The sequence below is a fragment of the Sporosarcina sp. Marseille-Q4943 genome (assembly GCF_943736995.1).
In the GTDB taxonomy this organism is placed as follows: domain Bacteria; phylum Bacillota; class Bacilli; order Bacillales_A; family Planococcaceae; genus Sporosarcina.
The window spans coordinates 1126192-1139130 of the sequence record NZ_CALSFT010000002.1; the positions used below are offsets into that span (position 1 = coordinate 1126192).

The window sequence follows — 12939 nt, forward strand, 5'->3', positions numbered from 1 at the left end:
CCATACGATTGATTTAATCGTCGAAAACCTGCTAAAATAGAATGATCGACTTGAAGAGAGTGATAGATTTGACTTGGATTAAAAAAATGATGAACCGAATATTTGATGCGGATAAAAATGAAGAATACGAAGAAAATTTAATCGACATTGAACTTGAAGAGCATGAAGAGGAAGTACAAATTGAAAAGCCGGCTTTCCGTTTTCCAATCATTACTGATGCTGAAATCTATGGCTGGGAACCCGATCCGGAAAACGAAAGAAGAAAAGCAGATAATTTAATTACGGAACTTCATGACGATGGGTTCGAACCTGTTCCGTTATATAAAAATGAAAGATGGCCTGGAGGAAACGAAAAACCGACTATCCATCGTGCGACAGCTCCGCTGAAGTATCAAAAGAAGCATGAACTCGAACCGGAAGCAATCCCGAGACTAGCTCCTAAAAAGGACTCCGTGCCTGCCGAAGAAGATAAAGAGAAAAGTAGTTCGGCAATTATACGGAAACGGAGCAGCCGTCCGTTCACACCAACCGAAGTGGTGTCGCCGATCTATGGCTATTCGAGACCAGACGTTAAGAAATTTAGAGCCATGCTCGACGAGTCGGATACTGGAACCAAAAAAAATACTGATTTAACCCACACAGACTCGACATTTGATCAAAACGATGCTAACTTCACTAATGGACAAATAGTGGCGGAAGAAGAAATTAACCGCATTGATTCAGTAGATCATGCACATACTTATGAAAAAGAAGAAGTGCTGAAAAGTGATCATCCAGCCGATCAGAGTTTTGCGGAACCGGATGAGCCCGAAAACGAAATGGGAATGAGGGACGGTCAGCTTCCGGTCATGGATGAACGTCATTTAGTTCATGTGGAAGAGGTTGTTGAAGAAGAACATTTTGAAGCCGAATCATTCGAATCGGCGGTTGACCAAGTGGAAGAAACGATTACGGTTGGAATGGATGGACATCTTGGTGAGTTACACGAATCAGAAGCTGAAGAACAGCATCAACCTGGGCTTGATTCGGAATTAACAGCTAAGGAAGAGGTCGAAGTGGATCCGCAACCGATAATCGAAGAATTCAAGTATGAACAGACCCCGGAAGCTTCAGAGGAGGGAGAGCTCACGTATGATCGTTCCTCGGAAACCTCTGAGGAAAAGTCTCCGACTGTCCATGCTCCGGAAACGAGAATTGAAGACGCTTCTGATCCTGTACGCAGTCCAGTACAGAAAAAAGAAAAGATAGTGCCTTTCAATGTCCTCATGTTGAAAAATGATAAACTGAAATATGAGGAACGCGAAAAAAGAGTGAACAGTAAGCCTTTACTGGAGTCTAAACCGATTGATGTTGAAACAGCAGCTGCTGTACAGACGGAACCCGAACATGTCCTAGACGCGCATCAGGAAGAGCTGGAAGACCAACCTTATTATGCATTCCCTCCAAAAGAGTTTCTTATTCAGCCTGAGGAGCATATAGAAGATTCGGAATGGCTCCAGTCCCAGTCTGAAAAACTTGAAGAGGCGCTTTCCTATTTCGCAGTGCAGGCAAACGTCATTGAAGCAGTGCAAGGACCGACTGTCACGAGATTTGAGTTGACAGTTGGGCACGGAACGAAAGTGAGCAAGGTCCGTAATTTGACTGATGATTTGAAGTTGGCTCTTGCGGCGGAGGATATACGGATTCAGGCGCCGATTCCGGGAACGAGCTCGATCGGAATCGAAATTCCGAACCGGAAGCCGAGGGCTGTCCGGATTTCGGAAGTGATCGAAACGAAACGGTTCCAAGACTCCGAATCTCCGTTGGAAGCGGTCCTAGGACTTAGCTTGACAGGCGAGCCGGTAACGTTGGATTTGCGTAAAATGCCGCATGGAATGATTGCCGGTGCAACGGGATCAGGGAAATCTGTGTGCATCAATTCAATTTTGATCAGTTTATTGTATAAGGCTTCACCTGCAGATTTGAAAATGCTGCTCATCGATCCGAAAATGGTGGAACTGGCTCCTTTTAACGGAATACCGCATTTATTGAGCCCAGTCATTACAGACGTGAAGGCCGCGACTGCTGCCTTGAAATGGGCAGTCGGTGAAATGGAACGTCGATATGAACTATTTGCGCATGTCGGAGCGAGAAATATTGAACGATATAATGAAATGGCAGAGAAGGACCGCAAGTTTTCACTGAAAATGCCATACTTGCTCATCGTCATTGACGAGCTGGCGGACTTGATGATGATGGCTCCTGCGGATGTTGAAGTGTCGATCAGCAGAATCACCCAAAAAGCGAGAGCATGCGGCATTCACTTGATCATTGCGACACAGCGCCCATCCGTCGATGTCATTACCGGGACAATCAAGGCGAATGTCCCGACCCGTATTGCATTTTCGGTTTCTTCCCAGATTGACTCCCGTACAATCATCGATACACCGGGAGCTGAAAGACTTCTTGGGAAAGGCGATATGCTTTATCTTGGAAACGGTCAATCTTCTGCTATGCGGTTACAAGGTACATTTGTCACGGATGCCGAAATTGAACGTATAATAGAACACGTTCAAAACGAAGCGGAGCCGGATTATTTATTCGGCCAAGAGGATTTATTGGCGAACACAATGGAAGAAGAGGAGTCAGATCCTTTATTCGCCAATGCCTGCAAGTTCATTATCGAACAAGGCAGTGCTTCTACGTCCTTATTGCAACGCAACTTCAGCATCGGCTATAACCGTGCAGCAAAACTGATGGACCGCATGGAGAAATTAGGTTTCATTTCCGAGCAAAGGGGAAGTAAGGCACGGGAAGTCTATTTGACAGAAAGTGAGCTTAACCATTTTTTGAATGGCAATGAAAAGCCGGTTGAATTGTAATAAATTTAATTAACGATTCATTTGAAATGGAATTGGGAATAGAGATTATTAAAAAATGAATGGGGAATTGGCTGTTAGGCGATTGCTTCAAGCTAATGAACCATAGTGTGGGAACATTTATGATCCCGGGAGGTTGCATTATGACATTGTACCATTTTATAGGAATCAAAGGATCGGGAATGAGTTCCCTTGCACAGATCCTCCATGATTCATCTTATGCAGTGCAAGGTTCTGACGTGGAGAAGTATTTCTTTACGGAAGACCCGTTGCATGAAAGAAAAATAACGATTTTACCTTTTGATGAAAATAATATTAAGCCTGGGATGACTGTTATTGCGGGGAATGCATTCCCCGACAGCCATCCCGAAATCGTAAGAGCGCATGAATTAGGCATCGAAGTGATACGCTATCATGTTTTCTTAGGCAACTATATGAAGAAATCCATTTCTGTAGGCGTTACGGGATCTCACGGAAAAACATCAACAACTGGGTTGTTGGCGCACGTCTTGGCCGGGAATGCACCGACATCCTATCTGATCGGTGACGGCACGGGCAAAGGAGTAGAGGACAGCGAATACTTCGTTTTCGAAGCGTGTGAATATAAACGTCATTTCCTTGCCTATGAGCCTGACTACGCGATTATGACTAATATTGATTTTGATCATCCTGATTATTTTAAGGATTTGGATGATGTAATGGATGCATTCAGCCAAATGGCTTTGCGTGTAAAGAAAGCGATCATTGCTTGCGGTGATGATCTTTATTTGCCGCAAATCAAAGCGAATGTTCCGGTTGTCTTCTATGGTTTTGATGAAGTGAATGACTTCTCCGCTAAGAACATAGTTAAGTCGGAGAAGGGTGCAACGTTTGACGTGTATGTGCGAAACGAATACTACCATACATTCAGCATCGCATTGGCGGGTGACCATGGAATTCTAAATTCCTTAGGCGTCATTGCATTATGCCATTACGAAGGAATTCCGGCTACAGGCATTGAAGAGAGATTGGCGACTTTCAATGGCGTCAAAAGACGTTTCACTGTAACAGAATCATTCGGCCGTACGATTGTGGACGATTATGCCCATCATCCGACGGAAATTAAGGCGACTTTGCAATCAGCAAGGCAGAAGTATCCCAACAAGGAAATCATTGCGATCTTCCAGCCGCATACGTTCACGCGCACCGCGGCTTTGCTTGAGCAATTCGCAGACAGCCTATCAACTGCAGACCACGTCTATTTATGCGACATTTTCGGCTCTGCCCGGGAGAAATCAGGCAATTTGACGATCGATGACCTCGTCGGCAAAATCCCTGGAGCAAAGCATCTCGACTTGGATAACATCGATGTTCTCGATGAGCACGGAAATGCAGTTTATCTATTCATGGGCGCTGGAGACATTCAAAAGTATTTGAACGTCTTCGCCGAACATACAAAAAAAGAAGAAACAGCTTGATCCCCTCGGATCAAGCTGTTTTTGATTGGTCACTGTTTCCAATCACTAATAAATCATTATACATAATATCCAGAAATAATTTATTTCGGAAAAAATGAAGGAGTTTTGCTAAAGATGTCGAAAAAGGTTAGAGTAGGCGGCGTTTATTTATTTCATTTATAGGGTAGAAATTATCTATGGATGTTTATCGGGAGGAGGATTGCCATGGAAGTATTACTGTATATTGCTGCAATCGTTGCGGCAATCGCATTTTTGATTTTATGTATAAGCCTTGCAATGACATTAGGTTCATTGAAAACGACATTACGAAGCGTTTCCGAAACTTTGGATGGCTTGACGAACCAGTTGGAAGGGGTCACGTCGGAAACGACGGAACTTCTTCATAAGACAAATGCCCTTGCCGAGGATATTCAACAGAAATCCGAAAAATTGAACACTGTCGTTGATGCAGTGAAAGGTGTAGGGGACTCTGTCAGCGACTTGAATAGCTCAGTTCGCCGAGTCACCAATTCAATCACTGTCGAAGCCGAGAAGAACAGTGATAAAATAGCCCAAGTCGTTCAATGGAGCAATGTCGCATTCGGCATCATCGGCAAAGTGAAAGATATGAAAGCGGAAAGATCATCAGGATGGACTGTCTATAAACCTGACACTGGACAGAAGAGATTGCCTAGTCCGGATGTACGCTAATATGACCGCCTAAAGGGTAACTTCAATCGGTGGGGTTCCTGCCGCTTGTTAGAAGAACCAATCCTTCATGTACTGTCTGTGGATCCTACACGTAAGCCAAGGTTTAACAGACAGATGATGCGGGAAAAAAACATATAGGAGGAATTCACATGACTGATAAACTAAAACCGAACTATAACGATGCGCAATACGATCACCACTATTACGGGAACCAAGAATATAAGAACACTTTTGGTGAGCCATCCCAGCTGCCTGTTAACTATCCATACCGTTCAAATACGGATGATTTCTATGATAACGACGATTCCGGCGCAGGAAGCTTCCTGTTAGGAGCGCTCGTTGGCGGCGTTATTGGCGCAGCAGCTGCATTATTTTTGGCCCCGAAAACGGGCAGGGAAATGCGCGACGATTTCTCGGAGCAAGCTGTTCAACTGAAAAATAAGGGAATCGAATTGAGTACTGTAGCGAAGGATAAAGCGACAGAAATCACTTCTGTGGCAAAGGAAAAGACTGACGGCTTGACGAAAACGATTCAAGAACAATCCGGCCAGATTGTCGATAAAGTGAAATCGATGGCAAATAAAACCTCTGTGCCAATGGATGATGGAACAGCATCTTCCGAAGGTGAAGAGGCAATCGAATTCGTTGGAACTTCAACGGAGCAGGATAAAAAAGCTGCTGAGGATCAATCGACGAAGAATAGCGATGTTTCCTATGACAATAGTGAGAACTTCGGACAAGATAAAAATGTGAATCAAAACCATATTTCTGTCGAAAAAGAAAAATGATAGTAATAGAGCCAGACAGCCCTGAATGGGTGTCTGGCTTTTTCGTTTCTAGTATTATTAGGTACCAAATCTGATTTCGAGTGCGTCCCCGCTGTAAACCGGATCATTGAAGCCGATCGGCTCTCCGTTGCGTAACAGCTGATAAGAAGTAGATGCAGTTTTTGGCAACGAATAATCGATAAATAGGAAAACGTCACTGAACAGAAATGGCCATTGTACCGTCTCTTGTATGATAAGCTGGTCCCCTGGGCGGACGATTGTGGAAGTATCAACTCGTTGTCCATTCAATAGGATGGAAGCTCCGATGTTCGTCATCGTCACCGGCTCGCCATTGAACGTTATACTCGCTGTTGTAAGAGTGGATTTCTCCAATGAAGAAATGACTTCCCCGACGGAAGGATACGTTTGCGTCCCTAAACGGACTTCATCTCCATCTTTGAGACGATGATCCAATGGGACAGGCATATTTCCAACAATGTATTGCGGAGTCCAGTTTTCCAAAATGACACTTTTATTATTCACGTAAACTTCGAAAGGATCAAAATTTTCAATACCAATTTCTGAAAGCACATCATTCAGTTTCGTTGAATGCGAATAATATATTTCATCTCTATCATTCACAGCGGTATCAAGCCCAACCGGTATGCCATTGCATTCTATACTTGGCAAAATTGTATGTTCACGTCCGTTGATCGTCACTTCGATTGGAGAATAATCACCGATTAAATCGCGGATTGTTGCGGATGCATCCCTTCCATCCAATCCACGTTCCAAAGCAATTTCATCTCCATTCGAAATGAAATCTATCGTGCTGGCGGGTTTCCCGTTCAGCAGTATTATGGAAGGTCTGCCGTGTTCGCCAGGAACCGTCATAAGACCGCCGTTCAATGTAATCGACATCCCTAATCCAGGCTTACCATACAATTGTCTAGCTTTGATATTTGCGGCAAGTAGTGCATCCCCGACCGTCATCTCTTTTAATTCAAACAAGCGGATTGTTTTTTCATTTACAATTACCGACATATAATGGATCGGTGCCCGTCTTGCTGCAATCGCGATGCCGATTGGTGTAACGAGGGCAGGGGTAGAGACGATACCTTCAGATATAGTGACGTCCGACAAAGCATCGAGGCCGCGGATGCCGACACGGTTTTCAGGCAAGTCAAGTCGGATGCTTAATTCCTTTGTCAAAAGAGGAGTAAGACTCCCGCCGCCGACAACCATGACGGCTTGCGGCGACTTACTATTGTTTAGCCTTTTGATTTCTTCTGCGATGCACGATGCCAGTTTCTCGATGGACGGCTTGATGATCGTTATGACTTCCGAAGAGGCCGCTTGCTGTTCAAAACCGAGAATATCGGACACTGTAATCGTTTCTTCTGTTGCAAGAGAGCGCTTTGCAAGTTCAGCGACCGGGAAATCTAGAAGATAATGGTTGCTGAGCGCTTCCGTAATTTCATCCCCTGCGATAGGAACCATGCCGTAGGAGACGACTGTATTATTATTCGTAATGGCAATATCAGATGTTCCCGCACCGATATCGACGAGAGCGACATTCAATCTGCGCATGGAAGGAGGGATGAGAACATTGATGGCGGCAATCGGTTCGAGTGTCAAAGCCTCCATTTCAAGTTCTGCCCGCATCAATGCGGATAGAAGCGACTCAACGACTACGCGAGGGAGGAATGTTGCAATGACTTCGGCTGTTGCGGTTCTGCCGGCCTGATCGATGAGACTGCCAATTTCATCCCCATCAAGCTTATAGTGAAGGACTGAATAGCCGACACAGTAATAATAATCGTCAGTAGTGGATGCAGATGATAATAATTTCTGTTGTGCTTGTTGGACCGCGGCCAATTCAAGCCGGTTTATATCCTCCGAAGTGAAAAGTGATGTCCCTGCAATGTCAATCGTCATCGACCCTTCCATCGTTTTCAACGCACGTCCTGCGGCAGCGACACTCACTTTCTTCAGAGTTCCGTGTCGTTCTTCCAGTATGTACTTTATCTCGGAAATGACGGCGGCGACGCTAACGATATTATGTATTTGCCCATCAATCATCGATCGTTCCTTATGTTCAATCGTAACGAGATCGGCAACGTGATAACGGCCATCCTGTTCAGTCAAGATGATGCCGACGACAGAACGTGTACCGATATCGAGAGCGAAAAGTTTGTTCGACAGAATAACACACCTCTTTTTCGTCAAATACTAAGAAAATTAGACAATTTATAAAAATGACGTGACTTTTCAATTACTTTTCTTTATACTTGGACTATTATATAAAAATGTAACATAGAATTCCGTCTTCGAAAAGGGAATGATATGTGCGGGGAGGAGACATAATGATGAGACAAAATGATTTAGATCAGCTTAGGGGTCAAGTAGATGAGTTAAATACCAAAATATTGGACTTGATCAATGAACGTACATCGGTTGTCCAAGAAATTGGAAGAGTGAAGGAAAAGCAAGGTGTCAACAGATATGATCCGATCCGTGAAAGGGAAATGCTCAACGCCTTGGTCCAATCGAATAAAGGACCGATTCCGAACGGGATTTTAGAACAAATCTTCAAAGGTATCTTCATGTCGGCACTTGAAATCCAGGAAGATGAGCAGCGCAATGCATTGCTTGTTTCCCGTGAACGCAAGCCTGAAGACACGATTGTAGATGTGAATGGACAAAAAATCGGAAATGGGGAACCGACTTTCATTTTCGGTCCTTGTGCCGTTGAATCATATGAACAAGTTCTTGCAGTTGCTCAATCAATCAAGGCGAAAGGGTTGACGATGCTAAGAGGCGGCGCTTATAAACCGCGTACATCCCCTTATGACTTCCAAGGACTCGGCCTAGAAGGCTTGAAAATCTTAAAGCGCGTCGCTGATGAAACAGGCTTGTCGATCGTTACGGAAATCATTACGCCTTCCCACTTGGAAGAAGCGCTCGATTATATCGATGTCATCCAAATCGGGGCGCGCAACATGCAAAACTTCGAATTGCTGAAGGAAGCGGGCATGGTGAATAAACCGGTTCTCCTGAAACGTGGATTGGCGGCGACGATTGATGAATTCATCAATGCAGCTGAGTATATCATTTCCAAAGGGAATAGTCAGATCATGCTTTGCGAACGTGGAATCCGTACATATGAGCGGGCAACACGCAATACATTGGACATTTCTGCAGTTCCAATCTTAAAACAAGAAACACATTTACCTGTATTCGTGGACGTCACCCACTCGACAGGCAGAAAAGACTTGTTGCTTCCGACTGCAAAAGCGGCAATTGCTGTCGGAGCGGACGGTGTAATGGCGGAAGTGCATCCTGATCCGGCAGTTGCTCTATCTGATGCGGCTCAGCAGATGGATATTAAACAGTTCGATGAGTTCTATGCTGAAATTGAAAGATTCATGAACACCCATCAGACTGTCTAAGTTTGTATTATTCTATAAACAACGCCGGACCTTTCAAGGATCCGGTGTTTTGTTTATAATGAAAGTAAGCGAATACATACTGATGGGAAGGAGATTCGTCAATGGCAATTACAATATATGATGTAGCAAGGGAAGCGAATGTTTCCATGGCTACCGTTTCTCGAGTTGTGAACGGGAATCAGAACGTAAAACCTGCAACACGAAAAAAGGTCCTCGAGTGTATCGAACGCCTCGGCTATCGTCCAAATGCAGTGGCGAGAGGGCTTGCTAGTAAAAAAACGACAACGGTCGGTGTCATCGTTCCCGATATTTCAAAAAGCTATTATGCCGAACTTTCCCGAGGCATTGCCGATATAGCGACGATGTATGAATACAATATCATCTTATCCAACTCGGATAAGCGGGCGACAAGGGAAGTTGAGCTATTAGAAGATCATCTTGGCAAACAGGTTGATGGCCTCATTTTCATGAGTGATTCCCTCTCAGAGGAAATAAGATCTGAAATGGCGACGGCAAATGTGCCAATTGTTTTGGCTGGCACGTTGGGGGATGACACAAATTTGCCGACGGTGAACATAGACCACGAGGAAGCGGCGTATGAAGCGGTAAAGAAATTGATAGAAAATGGACATGAGCGTATCGTACATGTGAGCGGACCGATGTCCAGGGATATCAATCGCCTTTGTAAGAAAGTCGGATACGAGAGGGCATTGAAGGAAGCAGGCCTTCCGCTCATTGAGGAGTATTTCATAGAAACGGATAATACGTATGATGACGCTTACGATAAGTGGACCGTTATTCGTGACCTTGAAGAGAAGCCTACCGCCATTTTTGCCGGCAATGATGAAATTGCAGTAGGTGTGTTAAATGGCATTAGGGATGATGGCTATTCGGTGCCGGATGATTACGAAGTGATCTGTTTCCAGCATTCATTGCTGTCACGTGCAGTGAGACCGCAATTGACCGCCATCGTCGTCCCTTTATATGACTTGGGCGCGGTTTCGATGAGGTTATTGACGAAACTGATGAACGGCGAGGAAGTCGATGATGTAAATGTCATTCTGCCGTACCACAAGGAAGCACGCGAATCAACGAAATGAAAAGCTGTTCCGGATAAAATTCCGGAACAGCTTTTTTCTTATTGCTGACTCCTCACAATATGCAAGGCACGTTCGAGCATTTGAGCATTCTTCTCCGTAATTTCCGTTTTCCGTGGAATCGGTTCATACAACGGATCAGGATCCTCCCACGTTTCGATGAAAGGTACAGGGGACTCAGCTTGCCAAGCATTGAGCCATTGTTCTGGCAACCTCCCTGTAGGAACCGGGAATTGCTTCATAGCTAGCCAAATATGCGACCATGCTCTCGGGACAACCCGCCATATATCATATCCGCCTCCGCCGACAGCGATCCATCGCCCATTGCAATAGCGCTCGGCAATTTCACGTGCAACCCGCGGAATTTGTTCATATACTTTCATCGTTCCGTACAAATGGGTAAGGGGGTCGAAATAATGGGCGTCCGCTCCATTTTGGGTCAAGATGACGTCTGGTTTGAAAAAAGCGGCGACCTCTTCAATCGCCGTCTTGTAAATGGTAAGGAACGACTCGTCCTCCGTGAATGCATCAATCGGGAAATTGAAGGAAGTCCCGTAACCTTCGCCATTCCCACGTTCAGTGACAGCACCTGTTCCGGGGAAAAGATATCTTCCGGTTTCATGAATGGAAAGTGTGCAGACGTTCGGGTCGTCGTAGAAGGTCCATTGCACGCCGTCGCCATGATGAGCATCTGTGTCGATATAGAGCACACGAGCGCCGTATTTCTTCTGAATATATTTGATGGCGACCGAGCTGTCGTTATACACGCAGAATCCAGATGCCTTTCCTTGGAATCCATGATGGAGTCCGCCACCCAAGTTCAATGCGTATTTCGCCCTTCCTTCCATCACTTCGTCGACTGCTGTCAACGTCCCACCGACAAGCATGGCACTCGCTTCGTGCATATTCGGGAAGATGGGGGTATCTTCCGTTCCGATGCCATAAACGGAACCGATATCTTCACTAATGAGTCCCCGGCCCGCTCGTTTCACAATGTCGATGAACTTCGCATCATGGACCAATAATAATTCCTCATCAGTCGCGGTTCTCGGGATGATAATGTCATCATCGGAGATGGCATCGCTTTTCTTCAAAAGGTCCAATGTCAATACAATCCTTTTCTGATTAAAGGGGTGGGTGTCCGAAAATGAATAGCCAAGTTGTTCTTCAGAAAAAATGAATACAGCGTCCTTCTTCATAGGTCAATGCCAGGTACATTCGGCCACAGGACTTCAAATCCATTTTTACGCAAGCCATTTATGACATTGAGCGGATTCATCGTCTTGACGCGAATGACAAGAATTTTATTATCTTCGTTTTCCTTATCGGGGTACACGAGAACACTTTGCACATTCAATTTATGCTCATGGAACACTTTGGACACTTCAAAGAGGATGCCGGGTATATTCGGGACACGCACTTCAATCTGGGATCCTGGCTGATGAACCCCGGTCAATTCGATATACTTATACAATAAATCCGTCTCCGTCAGGATGCCGACGAGCTTACCGCCCGAGACGATCGGAAGACAGCCGATTTGGTTATCATAAAAAATGACCGCGGCCTCTTCGACAAAATCCATTGGATGGCCGCTAATTGGATTTTTCGACATGATTTCAGATAAAGGTACATTGAAAACGGTTACATCACAAGAGTCGGAATAGAGGGAAGGGACCACTTCTTTCAGATCCCGGTCCGTCACGATGCCGACGAGCCCTTTAGCATCCGAAACGATCGGGAGATGCCGAATTTTATTTTCCTGCATAATTGTCAAGGCATCTCTCACAGTATGTTCTTGTGTAAGGGAGATGACTTTCCTTTTCATAATCTCTTCAATTAACACTAGAATAACCTCCCATCAATACATGAAACGGTTCATGAAACGTAGACTGTCAAACTGTTGGACTGAGTCTTGATCGACTCTTTTGCCGATTCTCGCCATGAGGCAATTCGCGGGATGCGAGCTGATCTCGGGGTCATCGGTTGCATAATATTCCAACCCGCCTGCATTCATCATCTTCTCCATCACTTTCCGGTATTCCCACACGTTCAGTTTCGTCCCTTTTAAATCCCAATGCCAATAATATTCGGTCGTGATAATAATATAATCCTCCATTGCATCATCCATCATGGACACTTCGAGCAATGCCTTCCCAACTCCACCGCCCCTATATTTAGGAATCACCTCGATCGCCCCCAACTCGATGAGATTCTCCATCTTGCCTTTCGACCATCTCTCGAGGGGATCGGGATACAAATAAGTCACATACCCGACAATTTGGTTCATATCGCGTACGATGATTATTCGTCCTTCCGGAAGATCGGCGATTTCGATCAGTGCTTTATGCTGCTGCTCAGGCGGTCTGAAAGCAATCAAGTCTTCATGGAAATCTAAGTTGGCGAATTCGTTGCCAGGAATCGGTCCTTCTATGACGAGGTTGCCATTCTTATGTTTCAGTTTCATCGCATTATACGTTTTCCTATGCTCCAAACTTATCACCGTCCTACAAATAAATAGATCTTATTCTTAGTATACAACAATTATGTTAGAGCAGAGAACTTCTTGATGGATAATTAATCAACAATACTAAAAATATGAATTTGTTAGCAAATAAAGA

Annotated in this window: 10 protein-coding genes; 6 read left to right on the forward strand and 4 right to left on the reverse strand. The window is 44.8% G+C overall.

Annotation, left to right across the window (positions count from 1 at the left end; all coding sequences use genetic code 11):
- Positions 1-68 precede the first annotated feature (68 nt).
- The 4 genes from NIT04_RS05505 (at position 69) to NIT04_RS05520 (ending at position 5793) form a co-directional block, all read left to right on the forward strand.
- Positions 69-2861 (forward strand): DNA translocase FtsK, encoded by a 2793-nt coding sequence (locus tag NIT04_RS05505; protein WP_252502591.1) that lies wholly within the window; start codon positions 69-71, stop codon positions 2859-2861.
- A gap of 140 nt (positions 2862-3001) precedes the next feature.
- Complete coding sequence (murC, locus tag NIT04_RS05510; RefSeq protein ID WP_252502592.1) at positions 3002-4315, forward strand: UDP-N-acetylmuramate--L-alanine ligase; 1314 nt, start codon at positions 3002-3004, stop codon at positions 4313-4315.
- 204 nt (positions 4316-4519) lie between these two features.
- Positions 4520-5005 carry a DUF948 domain-containing protein gene (locus tag NIT04_RS05515; RefSeq protein WP_252502593.1) on the forward strand — a complete coding sequence of 162 codons (486 nt, stop codon included), beginning with the start codon at positions 4520-4522 and terminating at the stop codon, positions 5003-5005.
- A 149-nt stretch (positions 5006-5154) separates the two neighbouring features.
- Positions 5155-5793, forward strand: coding sequence for a YtxH domain-containing protein (locus NIT04_RS05520; protein ID WP_252502594.1), 639 nt, complete (start codon positions 5155-5157; stop codon positions 5791-5793).
- Positions 5794-5850: 57 nt separating this feature from the next.
- Here NIT04_RS05520 and NIT04_RS05525 read toward each other — a convergent pair whose 3' ends face one another.
- Positions 5851-8001 carry a cell division protein FtsA gene (locus NIT04_RS05525; protein WP_252502595.1) on the reverse strand — a complete coding sequence of 717 codons (2151 nt, stop codon included), beginning with the start codon at positions 7999-8001 and terminating at the stop codon, positions 5851-5853.
- Positions 8002-8141: 140 nt separating this feature from the next.
- On the opposite strand from NIT04_RS05525, the gene NIT04_RS05530 reads away from it, so the two are divergent.
- Together NIT04_RS05530 and ccpA are read left to right on the forward strand one after the other, a co-directional pair.
- Positions 8142-9224 carry a bifunctional 3-deoxy-7-phosphoheptulonate synthase/chorismate mutase gene (locus tag NIT04_RS05530; RefSeq protein ID WP_252503200.1) on the forward strand — a complete coding sequence of 361 codons (1083 nt, stop codon included), beginning with the start codon at positions 8142-8144 and terminating at the stop codon, positions 9222-9224.
- A gap of 101 nt (positions 9225-9325) precedes the next feature.
- A complete protein-coding gene (ccpA, locus tag NIT04_RS05535; protein ID WP_252502596.1) occupies positions 9326-10324 on the forward strand; it encodes a catabolite control protein A in 999 nt (332 codons plus the stop codon).
- 38 nt (positions 10325-10362) lie between these two features.
- Here ccpA and NIT04_RS05540 read toward each other — a convergent pair whose 3' ends face one another.
- Genes NIT04_RS05540 through NIT04_RS05550 form a run of 3 tightly spaced genes read right to left on the reverse strand, consistent with a single transcriptional unit; the run spans position 10363 to position 12812 of the window.
- Complete coding sequence (locus NIT04_RS05540) at positions 10363-11520, reverse strand: acetoin utilization protein AcuC (protein ID WP_252502597.1); 1158 nt, start codon at positions 11518-11520, stop codon at positions 10363-10365.
- Positions 11517-12164, reverse strand: coding sequence for an acetoin utilization AcuB family protein (locus NIT04_RS05545; RefSeq protein WP_252502598.1), 648 nt, complete (start codon positions 12162-12164; stop codon positions 11517-11519). The genes NIT04_RS05540 and NIT04_RS05545 overlap by 4 nt, the downstream gene beginning before the upstream one ends.
- A 15-nt stretch (positions 12165-12179) precedes the next feature.
- Positions 12180-12812 (reverse strand): GNAT family N-acetyltransferase, encoded by a 633-nt coding sequence (locus NIT04_RS05550; RefSeq protein ID WP_252502599.1) that lies wholly within the window; start codon positions 12810-12812, stop codon positions 12180-12182.
- Between the last annotated feature and the right edge of the window lie 127 nt (positions 12813-12939).

What these genes read in the sequence shown, in the direction of transcription:
- NIT04_RS05515 (WP_252502593.1), top strand. Translation starts at nt 4,520, where the DNA reads ATGGAAGTATTACTGTATATTGCTGCAATCGTTGCGGCAATCGCATTT.
- NIT04_RS05530 (WP_252503200.1), top strand. Translation starts at nt 8,142, where the DNA reads ATGAGACAAAATGATTTAGATCAGCTTAGGGGTCAAGTAGATGAGTTA.
- murC (WP_252502592.1), top strand. Translation starts at nt 3,002, where the DNA reads ATGACATTGTACCATTTTATAGGAATCAAAGGATCGGGAATGAGTTCC.
- NIT04_RS05540 (WP_252502597.1), bottom strand. Translation starts at nt 11,520, where the DNA reads ATGAAGAAGGACGCTGTATTCATTTTTTCTGAAGAACAACTTGGCTAT.
- ccpA (WP_252502596.1), top strand. Translation starts at nt 9,326, where the DNA reads ATGGCAATTACAATATATGATGTAGCAAGGGAAGCGAATGTTTCCATG.
- NIT04_RS05520 (WP_252502594.1), top strand. Translation starts at nt 5,155, where the DNA reads ATGACTGATAAACTAAAACCGAACTATAACGATGCGCAATACGATCAC.